14 protein-coding genes and 1 pseudogene are annotated in these 17,090 nt (G+C 43.8%); 2 read left to right on the forward strand and 13 right to left on the reverse strand.

Annotated elements, in window-relative coordinates; all coding sequences use genetic code 11:
• Positions 1–254 precede the first annotated feature (254 nt).
• From KO531_RS15830 to KO531_RS15870, 10 genes and pseudogenes are all read right to left on the reverse strand, one after another.
• Positions 255–680, reverse strand: a pseudogene (locus KO531_RS15830) (GNAT family N-acetyltransferase); the annotation flags it as partial.
• Between the two features lie 439 nt (positions 681–1,119).
• Positions 1,120–1,719, reverse strand: coding sequence for a recombination mediator RecR (gene recR / locus KO531_RS15835; protein WP_131525000.1), 600 nt, complete (start codon positions 1,717–1,719; stop codon positions 1,120–1,122).
• Between the two features lie 12 nt (positions 1,720–1,731).
• Entirely contained in the window at positions 1,732–2,061 is a 330-nt protein-coding gene (locus tag KO531_RS15840; RefSeq protein WP_028759630.1) for a YbaB/EbfC family nucleoid-associated protein, read from the reverse strand.
• A gap of 223 nt (positions 2,062–2,284) precedes the next feature.
• The gene (gene dnaX / locus KO531_RS15845; RefSeq protein ID WP_219251648.1) at positions 2,285–5,578 is read right to left on the reverse strand and encodes a DNA polymerase III subunit gamma/tau; all 3,294 of its coding nucleotides are present in this window, start codon (positions 5,576–5,578) and stop codon (positions 2,285–2,287) included.
• Between the two features lie 37 nt (positions 5,579–5,615).
• On the reverse strand, positions 5,616–6,167 hold the full coding sequence (gene apt / locus KO531_RS15850) for an adenine phosphoribosyltransferase (protein ID WP_105252212.1): 552 nt from the start codon (positions 6,165–6,167) through the stop codon (positions 5,616–5,618).
• A gap of 268 nt (positions 6,168–6,435) precedes the next feature.
• The gene (locus KO531_RS15855; RefSeq protein ID WP_131525002.1) at positions 6,436–6,804 is read right to left on the reverse strand and encodes a YbaN family protein; all 369 of its coding nucleotides are present in this window, start codon (positions 6,802–6,804) and stop codon (positions 6,436–6,438) included.
• A gap of 81 nt (positions 6,805–6,885) precedes the next feature.
• On the reverse strand, positions 6,886–7,008 hold the full coding sequence (locus KO531_RS22570) for a hypothetical protein (protein ID WP_006082086.1): 123 nt from the start codon (positions 7,006–7,008) through the stop codon (positions 6,886–6,888).
• A 150-nt stretch (positions 7,009–7,158) separates the two neighbouring features.
• On the reverse strand, positions 7,159–7,905 hold the full coding sequence (locus tag KO531_RS15860) for a putative DNA-binding domain-containing protein (RefSeq protein WP_131525003.1): 747 nt from the start codon (positions 7,903–7,905) through the stop codon (positions 7,159–7,161).
• Positions 7,905–8,774, reverse strand: a complete 870-nt coding sequence (locus KO531_RS15865; protein ID WP_219251649.1) for a DUF692 domain-containing protein — start codon at positions 8,772–8,774, stop codon at positions 7,905–7,907. Before KO531_RS15865 ends, KO531_RS15860 begins: the two co-directional genes overlap by 1 nt.
• Positions 8,775–8,890: 116 nt before the next feature.
• Positions 8,891–9,319, reverse strand: coding sequence for a hypothetical protein (locus KO531_RS15870; protein ID WP_028759624.1), 429 nt, complete (start codon positions 9,317–9,319; stop codon positions 8,891–8,893).
• Between the two features lie 267 nt (positions 9,320–9,586).
• Between KO531_RS15870 and KO531_RS15875 the strand changes: the two genes are divergently transcribed.
• Both KO531_RS15875 and KO531_RS15880 read left to right on the forward strand, forming a co-directional pair.
• Positions 9,587–10,537, forward strand: a complete 951-nt coding sequence (locus KO531_RS15875) for a tRNA-dihydrouridine synthase (protein ID WP_219251650.1) — start codon at positions 9,587–9,589, stop codon at positions 10,535–10,537.
• A 187-nt stretch (positions 10,538–10,724) separates the two neighbouring features.
• The gene (locus KO531_RS15880; RefSeq protein ID WP_105252207.1) at positions 10,725–11,084 is read left to right on the forward strand and encodes a TraR/DksA C4-type zinc finger protein; all 360 of its coding nucleotides are present in this window, start codon (positions 10,725–10,727) and stop codon (positions 11,082–11,084) included.
• Between the two features lie 89 nt (positions 11,085–11,173).
• Here the strand turns inward: KO531_RS15880 and KO531_RS15885 are convergent, their stop codons facing one another.
• The 3 genes from KO531_RS15885 to KO531_RS15895 form a co-directional block, all read right to left on the reverse strand.
• On the reverse strand, positions 11,174–13,834 hold the full coding sequence (locus tag KO531_RS15885) for a TonB-dependent receptor (protein ID WP_131525007.1): 2,661 nt from the start codon (positions 13,832–13,834) through the stop codon (positions 11,174–11,176).
• A gap of 421 nt (positions 13,835–14,255) precedes the next feature.
• Positions 14,256–15,974: a bifunctional UDP-sugar hydrolase/5'-nucleotidase UshA gene (gene ushA / locus KO531_RS15890; protein WP_131525008.1), complete on the reverse strand. Its 1,719-nt coding sequence runs from the start codon at positions 15,972–15,974 to the stop codon at positions 14,256–14,258.
• Positions 15,975–16,337: 363 nt separating this feature from the next.
• Complete coding sequence (locus tag KO531_RS15895; RefSeq protein WP_131525009.1) at positions 16,338–17,009, reverse strand: carboxylesterase; 672 nt, start codon at positions 17,007–17,009, stop codon at positions 16,338–16,340.
• Between the last annotated feature and the right edge of the window lie 81 nt (positions 17,010–17,090).

Consider the following 17,090-nt stretch of genomic DNA (forward strand, 5'->3'; position numbering starts at 1 on the left):
GGATAGACATACACTTAGCACCTAAAGCGAGCTCTGAAAATGAGCGCTTAATGCTATTCCAATACCTCGGTTCGTAAAGTGACCTCTTGATGTAAGTTCTTAAATTGAGCGCTTAGAGCAAATTCTTAAAGTTAGTGCTTAGAGTGAGAGCCTTAAGTAACAGCTAAAATAGCATAGATATCAGCACATTAATTTAACCGCGCCATATGATACACACTAACAAACTCACCATTTCTAAAAGCAAAATCCTTCTACTCACCTTCCATTACAAAGCCAAACTTTTTATATAGACCAATGGCGGCATAATTATCGGTATAAACCGTTAATTCAATTCGTTTTATATTCATCCATTTATCGGTAAGCTCAAGCATCGCGTTAATCAAGGCACTGCCTATACCGCGGCCTTGCCAACTGTCTTTTACACCCATACCAAAGGAGGCAACATGCCTACGGCGAGGTTGCTCATACACTTCAAAACCCAACTCACCGACAATTTCACCTTCAATCTCTGCAACATAACGATGAACATGATTCGATGTTGCAGCAAGACGCGCCTCCCATTTATCGGTCGATGGCAAAGGTAATTGCAAGGTACCGGCATAGGCATTTGGGCAGGCATATACTGCTTGAATGGCTGCAGCGTCACACTTCTCTGCATGCCTAATCGTAATATTTCCCAATGAGTCCCCTCCCTAGTTTTCAAATAAAAAAGACGTGGCCAATTCAACGTACACAGAACTAAGCACACAGATCTAAGCCCAACGAATTGACTAGACATACTGTGGATCACTGTGATTAAGCAACTCAACCCGATTATTATCAAACCTACTTTACGGATGAAGCTCGCATAAGACAAGTATGAAATTTAAAAAACTATTGATAAACATGGATTTTATATAGATAGATATCAATCAATATAGGAATTGAATCAACCACCGCCCTGTCTCCATAACCCAGCCTCAACACCTAGGTTGAAACTCTGGGTAAATAAAAACCCGCTCAAGATAGGATCTTGGCGGGTTTATAAGATTCAGGCACTAAAGTGATAATTGAGTTGAATACTTCAATCTTAAATTAATCCAATACAATCAATAGCATGGACCAATAGAAACTGTTTAATTAGAGTGGTAAACGACCATTAAAGGACAGCGCTAACGTAGTGCTATCCACGTATTCCAACTCGCCACCTACGGGTACGCCATGGGCAATGCGACTTATCATCACTTTGTGACGTCTGGCCATATCGGCAATAAAATGTGCTGTAGCCTCACCTTCTACTGTTGGATTTGTCGCTAAAATCAGTTCGTTGACATCACCCGATGCCAAATGGCGCTCGAGTAACGCTAAGCCTAACTCTTCTGGCCCCACACCATCGAGGGGCGATAAATGGCCTAAAAGTACAAAGTAACGGCCAGTGAAATGTCCACCCGCTTCAATGGCTAACACATCAGCCGGCGTTTCCACCACACAAATGGTGGAGGAGGTTCCGCGTTTATGGCTAGCACAGATCGGACAGAGGGTTTCTTCAGTGTAGGTTCGGCAAGACTGACAATGACCGACGTCACTCATCGCACTGGACAGCGCACTGGCTAACTTAAGCCCTGCTTTTCGGTCGCGTTCAAGTAACTGAAACGCCATACGTTGCGCCGATTTAGGCCCAACCCCAGGTAAACAACGCAGGGACTGAATTAACTCATCTAACAATGGACTAAATTTCATCGGCTATCTCAATTAAAATGGCATTTTCATGCCTGGTGGTAATTGCATGCCACCAGTAACTTCAGCCATTTTAGTTTTTTGGTTTTCTTCGATTCGACGGGCTGCGTCATTACAAGCCGCAGCAATCAAATCTTCCAGCATTTCTTTGTCGTCTTCCATCAGGCTTGGGTCGATTTCGACTTTACGCACTGTGTGCGCGCCAGTCATGGTGACTTTCACCAAACCTGCACCAGATTCACCCACCATTTCCATACGGGCGATTTCTTCCTGCATTTTGGCCATTTTTTCTTGCATCATCTGGGCCTGTTTCATCAAATTGCCCATACCGCCTTTTCCAAACATAGTCATTTCTCTTCTATTAGGGTTAGTCGCAAGCATTAACGCGGCTAATCTTACTTAAATAAATGGGATTGGCAATCAATGCCGTTATCTTGTTAATAAACTTATGATCTCGATGCAGAGTTTCTCAGCAGCATCACTATAGATATGCACTCGAAGCCTAAATTTAAACCACAGCGTTACAAATTAACGATGAAAATTTTACCCAAAGACTCGCCAATAATGGCTAACTCGCAGCCTCAGTTAACTCAGGTAACGCTTGTATTTGCTGACTGCGTAAATTCAACAACTCTGGCGGATATACTAGACTATCGGCATCGAGTTCGGCGCCCATACGTTGGATCAACCATTGCACATTGTCATCATGAATCAATGATTGATGCGCTTGTTGCAGCAACTCTTGGTGGAAACGCTTACGTAACTCTAAGGGCGTTTCCCGCTGTTCATCGATTCCTATGACCACTTGTACCCGTCTTGGGTTCCCGAGCGCGGTAGTTAAGGCTTGCTCAAGCTGCACTATGGCAACATCGGCCGCTAAATGCTTCTGGTTTGGTTTAAGCAGCAACGGCAAAGGATCGCTCAAGGTTTGGCAGACAGAATTAACCGCCAGTTGCCGCACTCGCCCGCCGATCTCTAAGCTCGCCATCAACTTGTACCAATGTAAATCTAATGGATGACCGCTAATAGGTTGAGTCGAACTGAGCGCGACTTGTGTCTCCTGCGTGTGTTCCACTGTATTTGACGCATTTGTCAGTGCTGTTGTGCTAGCCAAAGCAAACTCTGAGGCGGGTATTTCTTCTTGACGTACAGCCTGATTTTGAAGTATTTCCGACTTCAAACTTGATGCTGCGACCTGCCCGTCACTCAGGGATAGAGTGTCATCTTGTGCATGATTAGGTGTGTAACTCTCGCCTAAAAGCTCTTGAGCATGACTGGTTTGAACATTATTTATATCAGTAGCTTGCGCGCTCACAGGCTGAACACTGTCAGTCTTATTGCTATCGACTTGCGTCACTTCGATAGATTCAGCTTCAGGCGCTGCCTCCCAAGGCGGACGATCATCTGCAGTTGACGGTTTGACAGGCTTCTCAGAGACAATTCCAGTTGAAATGACGACTGAAGATACTGCTTGGTGCAGATCGATAGGCTCAAGATCTAAGTCGAAGTCATCATCAAAATCTATCGCTAAATCAGGGTCTAAATCAGATGCTGGATCAACAGAAAATGCCACACTTGGCTGACTCGCTTCAATTTTAGTAACCGATTTAGGTAAGGTTACACCATGTGATTTAGTGTTTGGCGTCTTAAGTTTTGAGTCCAATGACGACTTTTTTTCATCACCGTCCTTAGCACTTAAGGCGTCAAGATCCGATAGCAGTGAATCCCGAGCCGCCAACACCGCCGAGAGAATATCATCATCGGCTAAGGATACAGAAGCGGCTTGTTGTAGCGCTTGCTCTTGTATTGAATCTGATACTGAGGTCTGTGATTGAGTGAAGACTTGAGCCACAGGTGCTAACTGACGATCAGCAGAAGCTTGCATGCCTGCAGCGTTTGAAACACCTACAGAACTTTGAACATCAACAGAATTTATAGCCTCTTGCGAATCAAAGCCATGGTTAAAGTTATCATCATTATAAGCGCCAGAGGAGAAATCAGCATAAACGTCTTGATAGGAATCAAGCGGAGCTGACTCTAGGGCATAATCCCCTATCGCTGGATATGAATGCTCAGCTTCATTTCCATCAAGACTATTGGCATCATGCCCTAGCTCAAAAGTGTTGTTATCGAAGATGTTCTCTGCAGCAGGGTCTTTATCAGAAAGAGCTTTATCTACACTGTCACCACACTCAACAGCTGTTGAATTGACAGCAGTTTCAGGCTCTGCCGTATTCACTAGACTCAGCTCGGAAGCTGTTGTGACTAATTCAATTCCTTGAATATTATGAGTATCAATACTAACAACCGATGCCTCGATACCAGTAACGGATTCTGAAGTGTGTATAAGAGACGCTTGAACGGTTGATACTGTTTGAGTTTGTGGCTCGACCTCAGCATTCACTATCTCAACGTTTAAGCTGCCAGCGTTAAATCCCTGACTCTGCGCCTGACTTAGAATCACCGCCTGTTCGGCAATTAATGCCGCATCCGCTTGGAGCTCAGCATCAAGTGCCTGCTCTGCGGTATCGGCAGGCTCAATTAATGCTGTTTTTTTTTCAGCAGGCAGTTGTTCCGCAGTATGTGGCTCAGCAAACTGTTGTTCTTTTACATCATGAGCTTGCGCTGTCGCAACTGGCGTTTGCCCTTCGGATAAACTGATCTCAGCGACCGCATCAGGCTGCCAGCGCTTTACTGGCTTTTCCGGCACAAACGCCACAGCGCGTAATAGCGCCATCTCAAGACCCGATTTAGGATCCGGTGCATGGGGTAAGTCTTTGCGGCCTGTTAATAAAATCTGATAATAAAGCTGCACCTGTTCCGGCTTAAGCTGTTCGGCAAAGGCGCGAATCTGTGCGCTATACAAGGATTGCTGCGCGCACGCGGGGGCAAATTGGGTCAAGGTAATTTGATGTAACAACTCAAGTAAACTGCGTAGCACTTCTTGGGCATCTGCGCCGTACGCAAGCACTTGGGCACAGGTATGCATTAACACACCAATATCGGCATCGGTTAAGGCATTAAGCAAGGCAACTACATGCTGCTCATCAATACTGCCAAGCATGGTTTGCACTTGGCCAAGCATCACATTACCGCCACCAAAGGCGATGGCTTGATCTGTCAAACTCAAGGCATCACGCATACTGCCATTGGCAGCTTTAGCCAGCAATTTTAGGGCTTCTACATCAAAGGGAAACTGCTCTTGGGTCAAGATATGATTGAGCTGAGTGCCAATTTCAGCTTGGGTCAGGCTTTTTAAATTGAACTGCAAACAACGAGATAACACAGTCACTGGCAGTTTCTGCGGATCGGTGGTCGCCAGAAGAAATTTAACGTGCTCGGGGGGTTCTTCTAAGGTTTTTAGCAGTGCGTTAAAACTGCTGCGCGACAGCATATGCACTTCGTCGATGAGATAAACCTTAAAGCGGCCACGGGTTGGACGATACTGCACATTGTCTAACAGCTCACGGGTATCATCGACCTTAGTGCGAGATGCGGCATCGACTTCAATCAAATCGACAAAACGGCCTTGGGCGATTTCCACACAACTGCCGCAAACACCACAGGGAGTGGCTGTCACGCCTTGTTCGCAATTTAAGCCTTTGGCAAAGAGTCGCGCCAAGCTGGTTTTACCGACACCGCGCGTTCCCGTAAACAGGTAAGCATGGTGTAAGCGCTGCTGGCTTAACGCATTGGTCAAGGCATGCAAAACATGGCTTTGGCCAACCATTTGATCAAATGTGGCAGGGCGCCATTTTCTGGCTAACACCTGATATGACATGGAACTCCCCAGAGTATGTGATACAAAAGCGGGAGCATGCGCCCCGAGAACTTTGAAAGATAACATGCCATGATTTGACATGCCATCAAACTATCCCAAGGCGCCTTTAGCTGCAGATTTATTCGCCTTCAAACTCACAAAGTTTAACCAACTCAAGCCCTAATGCGGTTAAACGGGCTTCACCGCCTAAATCAGGTAATGAGATCACAAAGGCCGCATGTTTAACTTCACCGCCGAGTTGGCGAATGAGTTTAACGGTTGCTTCGATAGTACCGCCAGTGGCGAGTAAATCGTCAACAACGAGCACTTTGTCATTTGCGCTAATCGCATCAGTATGAATTTCTAGGCTATCGTGACCGTATTCCAGTTCATAGCTTTGGCTGATGGTTGCACGCGGCAATTTGCCGGGTTTACGCACAGGTACAAAACCGATACCCAATTCTAAAGCCAACGGTGCACCAAATAAGAAACCACGGGCTTCAGTACCCACAATTTTGGTAAAGCCTTGACCACGATAATGTTCAACTAACAAGTCGATGGTCGCTTTATAGGCTGCTGCATTCTCAAGCAAACTGGTGACATCTCGAAATAAAATCCCTTCCTTAGGATAATTAGGAATCGTTTTAATGCTTTGCTTTATCAAGGATAAGGTTTCTGTATTCATAGCCATCATATTTGCTTAATAAGTTACTTAATCAATTCACCAACCTAGCGGTGGCGGTATAAAACAAAACGTCCACACTGGGTGGACGCATTGTCGAAAGTCGGACAAAGCTTATGCCGCTTTAGTTTTAGTTGCAACAATCACAATGCACAAGTGATGGAAAGGTTATCAATTTGTGCCTTAGATCAAACCCTGTCGGCACTGTGTTAAATATCCTCAACAAGAACACGACTAAACTTTCAGTCACAGCGCCTGAGCCCATTCAATCACTCAATCATCCCTCTATTTCAGGTATACCTTTAAGATACCCAAGTAAGACCAACGCCATGACAAACAGCAGACCTTTTACCCAAAGGATAGGGACCACAATAATGCTGACACTAAAACTGAGTGCGCTAACTATCATGGCTTTGCGTTTCAATCCCTTACGCATTGCTCGCTGCTCTTGCCACTGGGTTAAGGCGTCGGCAAACCAGGGATGTGTCATCAACCAATGGTGTAAACGTTCACTCGAGCGGGCAAAGCAGAAGGCAGCAAGCAAGATAAAAGGCACGGTCGGCAATATCGGTAGCACGATACCGACTAAACCTAAGACTAAAGCGGTTAAGCCTAACAGTAAAAATAATCCGCGCTTTAATACCATAGGTTTAAATGCCCTTTATCGGAAAAACAAAAGCCACTCGAAGAGTGGCCAATAGGCTACGCGCTAGAGATTAACGCTCGCTTAAATTAAACCTAAATGCTTTAACCAAGACAGACTTGCTGGCAGAGTCGGCAACAGTAAAACTAAAATAAAACCAATAAAATACAAAAAATTAAATGGGTCTTTGAACGGCTGACTACTCATTACAGCTCCTCTAGTATGTGCAAGTATAAGTGCGCAGGAATCGTACAGTGATTGAGATCACAAAACGGCCGACATTGTAGCGGTTTGTCAAATTAATAAAAACCCTCTAAATGTAGGGTTATTGCATTTATTTCGGCAATAATCCCAACCTTAAGACTGACGTCCGCGCACTATCCCTTTGGCCGCTAATTGCTCGAGTAACTGCATACAACCTTGCTCAATAATCTCTGGCGCCATTTGAGGATATGTAATTGTTAACCAATCAACTATCTCTTTAAAACCCGCTTGGCCTTGGGCTTGAAGAAATGCCAGCACCTGTGCGCTTAAGGGATTTAACTGTAAGAAGCACACTTCACAATCGGCATCTTGATAGAGACAAAAAAACACTGGCGTATCGAGTCGTTGCTGCGGACGATAATCCTGACGAATGTGCTGCACTTCAAAGTGATACTGCGCTACCCTCGCCGTCTGCGACAAACATAAAGCCTGCGTCGACATTTGCGCTGGGCTAAGTTGAGATTCATCCTCACTCGCCTGTGCGACCGCAACGGCCAACTCTAGCCATTCATAGTGCGCTAATTCGAGCATAAAAACAGGATCATTTGCCGTGGGCTGATATTCCTGCTGTAAAAAATCTAAAAACTCACCCGCGATATCGATAAAGATGGGCGATTGACAATCATGTTGACTGAAAAAACGCTGCACCAAAGTCAGCCAATCCTCCTCAGAATACAAACTTTTCAGCACGGGGAAGCCGTTCGACACAAATCCCAGCACATTATTAAAAAATAACTCGCGGTAAACCTGCATACGCCGGAAATCAGTATCCACGGGCAATGGCGAAGAGGGATCGCGGATATAATCGATAAAGGATTGCTGCAGTTGCTTAAAATCCATTAGGCGCTACTCTTTACGGCATGAGCGCTATTTTGGATGTGAGAGCTGGGCGCCGCCGCTTGATAAGCGTGGATTTGATTTAGCTCGAGCAACAATTCAGCAGTTGTCGGCACATTAAAGTCACGCTCCAGCAAAGTCGGCTTTACCCCATGCAAGGCATAACAGCGCTGCAATAATGTCCAGACGGGATCGTTAATGGCTGCGCCATGGGTATCAATGAGCAGATCTTCAGCTTGTTTGTAGTGCCCAGCAATATGCAGATAAGCGATGCGCTGCGTCGGCATGGCATGTAAAAAGGCATCGGCATCGTATTGATGGTTTATCGAGTTCACATAGATGTTGTTCACATCCAGTAGCAGTTTACAATCGGCTTCTTGCAGCACGGCATTAACGAATTCAAGTTCTGTCATTTGCGCACCTGGAGCGGCATAAAAAGACACATTTTCTAAAATAAGCGGCCGCTCTAGAATATCTTCTACTTGCTTGACCCGCGCCGCCACATGCTTCACCGCAGCGTAGGTAAAAGGGATAGGCATTAAATCATATAAGTGACCTTGCCCTGAGCAATAACTTAAATGTTCGGAATAGACTTGGATTTGATGTAAATCCATAAAGGTTTTGATATTTTTTACAAACGCGAGATCTAAAGGTTCAGGGCTACCAATAGATAAACTCAAACCGTGGCAGTAGAAAGTATGTTGCTCAGTCAACTCACGAAATTGGCGGCCAAATTTACCACCTAAGGTCATCCAATTCTCAGGCGCCACTTCAAAAAAATTAATAGCATCAGGCACCTGTAAACAAAATTCACTGAGCATTTCTCGTCTTAATCCCAGCCCTACCTGTGCCGTATTTTTTTGATCATTCATAGAACCTCACGAACGCTAACCTGTAATCGCTTAAGAATAAAACACAAGAGACCAGCGCTGGCTGGCCTCTTTAGGCTCAATTATCCCAATAACTGCAGGGATAAAACTAACCCACTTTACTTCACTTCTTTTTTAACGGCTTCGACTTTAGCATCCACTTTTTCGGCGGTTTTCTTCATATCAGCGCCACATTTCGCTTCACCACACTTACCTTCATGGGCCTTATCAGCGGCTTTCTTCATGTCAGCACCGCATTTCGCTTCGCCACATTTCCCCTCATGAGCTTTATCTGCAGCCGCTTTTTTCATCTCAGCACCGCATTTAGCCTCACCACACTTGCCTTCTTTGGCTTTTTCAGCGGCGGCTTTCTTCATGTCTGCGCCGCATTTGGCTTCACCACATTTGCCTTCTGAACCGACAATTTGATAGCCCGCATCCATAGCTTCAAAACCAAATGGGTTAGTTTGTGCATTGACAGCAAAAGCTGAACTCATCACAACTGAACCTAACGCTACTGCAACTGCTGTTTTTTTAACTGAATTCATAAATAATCCCTTCTTGTTTATTGAGTAATAATGACCAACAACAGTTTAAGTAGCTGGCTTATAACAAAAGACCTGCCTTATTTCGATTCTATTGCAAAAAATATCACTAAGTCACAGAAATGGTCAAAATATCCTGCTAGGACAATCAGTTTAGCTTGGATTTTATTTATTGGCGTACCTATTCATCCTCCTTCACTAGGCCACTTTGTAACTTAGGGCTGATAAGGTAGAATGCTCGCCCTTTGCAACAGATATGGGTTTACTGCAGTGCGTGTGATTTTGGCTCCAATGGAAGGTGTAGTAGACGCTTTGATGCGTGACATCCTATCGACCATCAATCCCTACGATTTGCTCGTCACCGAATTTGTGCGAGTGGTAGACCAACTGCTGCCTGAAAAGGTCTTTCTCAAACTGTGTCCTGAACTGCTCAACAACGGCAACACCCCTTCAGGTACGCCAGTACGAGTACAATTGCTTGGTCAAGAACCCCAATGTATGGGCGAAAATGCCCTGCGTGCCATTGAGCTAGGCTCACACGGTGTTGATGCAAACTTTGGCTGTCCAGCAAAAATTGTTAACCGCAGTAAAGGTGGCGCCGTATTATTGCAATATCCTGAGAGTGTGCACGATATTGTCAAAGCCATGCGTCAAGCAGTACCAAAAGAGCATGCCGTAACGGCCAAAATACGTTTGGGCTATGAAGATAAGTCACTGTTTATGGAAAACGCCATTGCTGTGTATGAAGCCGGTGCAACTGAACTTGCCATCCATGCGCGCAGCAAAGTCGACGGTTACAGACCGCCAGCCTACTGGGAATACATCACCGAAGTGCGCAAACGTTTGCCGATCCCAGTGATCGCCAACGGTGAAATTTGGAACAGTGACGATGCTAAGCGTTGTATCGAGGTCACGGGCTGCGACAGTATCATGATCGGCCGCGGGGCAATTTCATTGCCGAACTTGGCAGATACTATCAAGACAGGAGCTACTCCTTATACTTGGGCGCAAACCTTAGGGCTCATGCTCAGTTATACCCAAAGGGAACTCAATGGCCGTAAGAGTGACTATTATCCAGCCCGGATCAAACAGTGGTTCACCTATCTCAGCCGTCAATATCCCGAAGCCGATACCTTGTTTAGGGAACTGAGAGTCTTTAAAACAACGGAAGAAATTGTCCGCGTATTAGAAACGGCGCAACGGAACTTATGCGACGAATAATCGCGACGATATTTATGATAAAAGGGCTTTTGCCGTAGCACATATAATGCGATAAGAATGAAGTACTTTTTCGATTTTTAACGGCTAAAAAACCGAAAATGTGGCAGATACTTGATCTTTATCATAGTCGTTGATAGTGGAACTATTAGACTGGACGCCTAGAGTCAAATGAAATAGGCGATTTTACGTGAGCACCACCCATATCAGACATGAATTGTCAGAGCTTGAAGCTAATCTAAGGAAAGAAATAGGCGCGCTCCCTCTGTTCCTCGAAGCCATAGGGGAGCATTACGCTAGCCTGAGTCTGGCAGAATTAATTGATAAATTGGCTCAGACACCACTGGCTGAACACCCACTATTTTGCCGATTAAATAAACTTGATGCCGCCTTTTGCCAGCTCGACTTAGGTCTCTACGGTCTTTGCTCGGATTGTGAGGCAGAAATTGAAACCGAACGCTTAAGCCAAGATCCCACCGAACAACGCTGCACCTCCTGCGCCGAGCATTATCAGCATGAACACCGCCACGAACTGCGCCTCACGCATTGATAGCGCTCATTCGACATCCAGTAAACTGCCTTATAAGCAAAAAAACCTCCGCAAGCGGAGGTTTGAGTTATCCAGGGAGGGCGGACAACCTAAAACTTCTGGTTTATTCTCAGGTAATACGTTCTACCTAACACATCATATAAACCCACATTCACATCGCGATAATCGGCATAGGTGTAATAGTTTGGTGTTTCAGCATCAAACACATTATTCACCCCTACTGTGATAGAGCCGTTATAAGCATGGGTATAACCAAACTGAATGTTATGTTTAAAGTAATTATCGTAATCAACATAACGGTCGGTTTCTTCTAACTCGTTGAAATAACTTGCTGATTGATTACCAATATAAACAACTGTCCATGCGGCAGAGAAATCATCGTATTTCCAACTGGTCGCAAAGTTACCGCGCCAATCGGGCGAGTCAGTCGACCCTGCGTAGTCGATCATGTCTGCTTCAGCGTTATCCTGCTTTTTAAAATCAAGCACATGAGTTAAATCCAGTTTGAAATTGAAATCCCCAAAGCCTGTTTCTAAGTTATAAGCCGTAACAAAATCGATACCTGAGGTCTCAACTGTAGCTAAGTTACGAACTCCGGCTTCAATATATTCAATCTTGCCATCAGGACCGCGCGTCACATAGGGAGAAGAACCATTCTTGATTTCATCACGCAGGATATCATCCACATCAATTGACTCAATTTTGTTGTCATAGGTGATTGAGTAATAAGATAACTCCAAGTTCCATGCGTCAGTGACATTCCAAACGCCGCCAAAGGTTAACGAGTTACCCTCTTCAGCCTCTAGATCAGGATTCCCTCCATACCAGGTTTTATGTTGATTATTAGTCGCGCAATATATGGCATCCACGTTACCAGGTTCATTACACCATAAAGAATCAACACCCTTCTCAAAACTCAAGGATTGAGACGAGAACATTTCGCTCATATTCGGCGCACGGAATGAGTCACCATAGCTAGCACGCAGTAATAACGTGTCTATAGGACGCCAGCTTAAACCAAACTTAGGCACCACGGCATCGAAGGTCGATGAATTAACAACTTCCCCCTGAGGCCCTGTGAGAGTTCCTTCCTGCTCATAGCGCTCATAACGTACTGCGGCAGAAAACTCAACATTGGCAGGTAAGCCAACTTGGAGTTCCAAATAAGCGGCACTACGGTCACGCGTGGCATCCACATCATCACCACCCGAACCGCCGGAGATAATACCCGCGGCCGATTCTGGATCACTGGTTTGCTTAAACTTGATCATTTCATATTCAAGACCGCCGACCATAGCGACCGAAAGATCACCGTCATCGAGCAGTAAGGTCGAAGCAAGACCATCCAATTGAGTACTTTCAAATTTGCCCTGATAAACCCCAGTATGCGCAGCTTTACGATACAGATCTGTCATCTGTTGATCCCACTGCTCATAACTCATGCCAGAGGTATTGAAAATATCATATTGCTCTGAATCAATTTCTTGCTGAATAATATCGTCGTTCAGTAAATTATAATTAAAACTATTTGTCGTCGATGTTGCGTGCTGGGCATTTAATTCCCAGTCGATACCATTCCCTGAATCTATTGTACCAACAAAGCCACCTAGAATATCAAAGTTGTTGGTTTCAGTTAATGTATCTCGCTCGCCAAGTTGCGCGCCTCGCATAGAAATCACTAATTCTTCGCCAACTGGATTAAACTTATTATCGGCACTCATCACAGGGGTATTCGTTGATACTGGCGTACCCGCATAACGGGTTTCAGTTTCTGCTAATGAAGCAGAAGCACGACCTCGGAATTTTATATTCTCAGAAATCTCATAGGAGAAATTAGATAACAGCGAATTACGAGTTTGATCGCCAAATAACTTAGTGACATTACCATGATTATATAAACAACGACCATCACCTGAGTCTATGGTATTTTCCGTTTTTTCACATATATCTGAATTACTATACCAGCTACCGTTGCCAGGTCCATATTTACCGTTTGGTACTGAGCTATATCCACTATATGCGTTATAACTTGAATCGTCCATTCGCCAAATATCACGATCCATTACAGCTTTAGTATCATAATATTCATAGGTTAGCGTGATATTGCCTTTATCAGTATTAAAGCCCGTTGCAAGTGATAAACGGTTGGCATCGCCTCCTTCTACGCTTGGTTGCTCAGTACTGTAATCAAGCTGAAACCCTTCAAACTCTTTCTTAGTGATAATGTTTATCACACCCGCAACCGCATCGGAACCATATACTGCCGAGGCGCCATCACGCAGGATTTCAATACGCTCCACGATAGCCATAGGGATAGAAGATGTATCGGCCACAGAGCCAGAGCTTGAACTCGTGCCAGGCATACGGCGTCCATCTAATAACACTAATGTCGCAGACGATCCTAAACCGCGTAAATTGACATCACTGGTTGAGCTTGCTCCTGATCCATAGCCAGAAATACCACGCCAAGAACCAAAGCTGTTTATCGCGGAGTTATTCAATACGTCAGCAACGGTTTTTTCACCCGTCATGGCAATATCCGCAGCATTAATGACAGTCACGGGTGAAACAGTTTCCATATCAACTTGTTTAATACGAGAACCCGTCACTTCAATGCGTTCAACTTTCGCATTTTCTTCTGCTGCATTTACCGCCGCAGAAAAGCCTATTCCAGAAAAAACCACACTGCTTGTCGCCACTGTAATTAAACTAGTACGAACGGCTTTGGCCGTTAAACTTAAATAGCGCATTAATCTCTCCTTGAGGTAAATAAAACCCTATGTTTGTTATTTTTATATTTGGCAAGCGAACTCTATTTCGCTGTAGGGATAATGTTAATGCGCAACATCTAAGTCAACCATTAAAAACAATTAATCTCAAATTAAAACAAATTGACACAAAATAAATCAACTTGAATATAAGATATCCGGATATACATCATGGGGTTAAGCAATACAGACCTGTTGAATATATTAAATATTTAATTTGATACAATAAATCTTAATTGTTAACTAAAAGAATACCGAGAAACTCACACCACAAATGAATCAAAGTGTATCTAAAATAAAACGCTGAATATTAATTTACACTTAGTTCAATATTAATTAACCATAAAAAATGCCACTCATTTGAGTGGCATTAATATTGAAACACTGAGTAATGATTGATTACTTAAAGTTGGCAACCTTCAACACTTTTTGAGTTCTCATAAACAATATCGCCTACAGGATTGTAGTCAGCAGCTTTAATCACTTGTTTCTCTTTCAAGAAAGAATAGAGTAAATCAGCATCAACAAAACCCGTTTGAATTGGGCTGGTTAGTTTAGGATAACCGTCACCACCCGCAGCATTAAAGCTAGGTACAGTGAACTTATAAGTGGCTGTTGGGCTAAAATCCTTGCCACCGATGTCGCTGATGTTGGCTGTTTTAGCCACACAGTCAATGGTCATTTTAACACCAGTGATTTGTGCATAACCACCAGAACCAACTTGAAGACTGCCGACTGCGCCTAAATAAGCCGCAACTTCAGTACCCGTCATTTCGTTAAGGGTAACCATATTACCAAATGGCTGAACAGTCAGCACGTCACGGTAACTAATGTTGCCTGGTTGGATAGATGCACGTACACCGCCTGAGTTCATTACACCAAAATCAGCAGTCACTTTAGCACTTTGTGCCATCGCTAACATACGGCCTAAGTTAGTTTGCTTATTACGCACGTTTGCACGCTCACCATCTAACAGGGCATCCGTTGTCGCAATGACTTCGTCTAACTTAGCTTGACCTTTCTCTTGATAGTAAGAAAGCAGCTCTTTTAACTCTGAATCCGGTTCAATTTTAGTGCCAGCTAAGTCAGCAGTTTTCTTACCAGCATCATCCAGTTTGCGCATATTCACAGGGACAAGCTTGTAGCTCGCTAGATGGAGTTCACCGTTAAAGTATTCAAAATCTGCACGGCCAACATATTTACCCCATTCATGGGCTTGCATGATCCAAGTGCCATTTTGTTTATCAGGTGCACATGCATCACCAGGCTTAAAGGCTGCATAAGCTTTGTTGTCAGTTCCCGGTTCCATACACACTGGATTCTGTGAATGACCACCGATAACAACTTGTAAATCCCCTTCTTTCAATGCGCGAGCCATAGCCACATCGCCAGGGGCATTACTACCATTTTTACCATCTGCGTAATGACCCATGTGCGTGGTAGCGAAAATGATATCTGCTGCTTTGGCATCTTTAATTTCTTTAATCACTTTAGCAACTTCCACCTTGGGATCGGTGAATGTTAGATCGCTAATGTATTCTGGATTACCAATCTTAGCAGTGTCTTCTGTCGTTAAACCAATAACAGCAACTTTAAGACCATTAATGTCAAATACTTTATAGGCATCAAAATAACGTTCGCCAGGTTTGCCTTCGGCATTTTTACGGTAAATGTTCGCCGCTAACATAGGGAATTCAGCAAGGCGACGCTGCATATCAAGTACTGATAACGGATTGTCAAACTCATGGTTACCAACAGCCATGGCGTCATAACCGATTTTATTCATGCCCGTAAAGTCTGGTATGGCATCTTGAAGATCAGATTCTGGTACACCCGTATTAATATCACCACCAGATAATAATAAGGTTTGACTGCCATTCTTACTCACTTCTGCACGAATTTGATCAACCAGAGTTTTCTGAGCGGCTAAACCATATTCACCATCACTGTTTTCCCAGAAACGGCCATGGTTGTCATTGGTATGTAAAACGGTAAAGGTTTTACAAGCACTTCCCGCTTCAGCACACGTTGTTGGAACTTTATCGTCATCACTATTATTACAACCCGCAAGTGCAGCGAGAACAGCAGTTGCAACTAATCCTTTAATAAGCATATGTCTCATTACATCAACCCCTTGATTTTAATTATTTTATCATAGAAAGATTGCCGTGAACTCCATCAAGTTCAGCGTCACGGATAATAGCAAATAATAAAGATAAATTGTGTCATTTTTATTAAAAACTTGACATTTATATGAAATTTGGCGGGCATTTTAAGAAGGATTTGTTTCATATAAAAAATAAGCTGAATGACTGATTTTTATATATTTAGAGAATACAAAATAAAAATGGAATAAATGGATTTTAATCGTTTGTTATAAATAACTTAGGAAATATGAAAAAACATCGCGATTGTTCCTTTAAAAAAACAAGCATGAGTAAATTTCAACTTACCGCATGCTGTTTTTATAAGCAATTAGACTTATCTACATTTCAAATCGCTGTAATAACCAATTAGAAATCGCTTTCAATTGTTCAGGAATGACAGAATGAGGCATTGGATAAGTCTGCCACGTAACATGATAGCCGCCCGCCGTTAAGGCTTCTTTTGCTAACATTCCAGCGGATAATGGTACAACATCATCCTGTAGACCGTGTTGCTGTAATATGGGTGTATTGCGATTCGCCGCACTTAATTCAGCGGGTAACACATCGCCCGTCGGCAAATAGCAAGACAACGCCATAATCCCTGCAAGTGGCTCAGGGAAACGCAGTCCAGAGAATAAACTCATTACTCCACCCTGACTGAATCCCGCTAATACGATACGTTGGCTCGCAATACCCGCCGCGATTTGTTCATTAATTAATGCGGCAACCATTTTCTCCGACTCAAGCACGCCTTGCATATCGGCTCTGTCATGCAAATCCATGCTTTTAATATCGTACCAAGCGCGCATAACGTAGCCACCATTAATGGTCACGGCTTGCTCTGGTGCATGGGGAAAAATAAATCGAATAGCATGATCTACAGGTAAGCCTAATGCAGGCACTACGGGAGCAAATCCTGCCCCCGAATCCCCTAATCCATGTAACCAAATAACCACAGCCGTAGCAGGAGTCTTAGGTTCGACAACAATACGCTCAAGAGAAACTGACATACTAAAAATTCCCAATTCGATATTAAACACTCATCAACTAAAAAATGATGATAAATCTATACGTTAAACACTCATCACCAC

It is taken from the genome of Shewanella sp. NKUCC06_TVS, from assembly GCF_019345515.1.
GTDB classification, from domain to species: Bacteria; Pseudomonadota; Gammaproteobacteria; order Enterobacterales; family Shewanellaceae; genus Shewanella; species Shewanella oncorhynchi.

What these genes read in the sequence shown, in the direction of transcription:
- recR (WP_131525000.1), bottom strand. Translation starts at nt 1,719, where the DNA reads ATGAAATTTAGTCCATTGTTAGATGAGTTAATTCAGTCCCTGCGTTGT.
- KO531_RS15840 (WP_028759630.1), bottom strand. Translation starts at nt 2,061, where the DNA reads ATGTTTGGAAAAGGCGGTATGGGCAATTTGATGAAACAGGCCCAGATG.
- dnaX (WP_219251648.1), bottom strand. Translation starts at nt 5,578, where the DNA reads ATGTCAAATCATGGCATGTTATCTTTCAAAGTTCTCGGGGCGCATGCT.
- apt (WP_105252212.1), bottom strand. Translation starts at nt 6,167, where the DNA reads ATGGCTATGAATACAGAAACCTTATCCTTGATAAAGCAAAGCATTAAA.
- KO531_RS15855 (WP_131525002.1), bottom strand. Translation starts at nt 6,804, where the DNA reads ATGGTATTAAAGCGCGGATTATTTTTACTGTTAGGCTTAACCGCTTTA.
- KO531_RS22570 (WP_006082086.1), bottom strand. Translation starts at nt 7,008, where the DNA reads ATGAGTAGTCAGCCGTTCAAAGACCCATTTAATTTTTTGTATTTTATT.
- KO531_RS15860 (WP_131525003.1), bottom strand. Translation starts at nt 7,905, where the DNA reads ATGGATTTTAAGCAACTGCAGCAATCCTTTATCGATTATATCCGCGAT.
- KO531_RS15865 (WP_219251649.1), bottom strand. Translation starts at nt 8,774, where the DNA reads ATGAATGATCAAAAAAATACGGCACAGGTAGGGCTGGGATTAAGACGA.
- KO531_RS15870 (WP_028759624.1), bottom strand. Translation starts at nt 9,319, where the DNA reads ATGAATTCAGTTAAAAAAACAGCAGTTGCAGTAGCGTTAGGTTCAGTT.
- KO531_RS15885 (WP_131525007.1), bottom strand. Translation starts at nt 13,834, where the DNA reads ATGCGCTATTTAAGTTTAACGGCCAAAGCCGTTCGTACTAGTTTAATT.
- ushA (WP_131525008.1), bottom strand. Translation starts at nt 15,974, where the DNA reads ATGAGACATATGCTTATTAAAGGATTAGTTGCAACTGCTGTTCTCGCT.
- KO531_RS15895 (WP_131525009.1), bottom strand. Translation starts at nt 17,009, where the DNA reads ATGTCAGTTTCTCTTGAGCGTATTGTTGTCGAACCTAAGACTCCTGCT.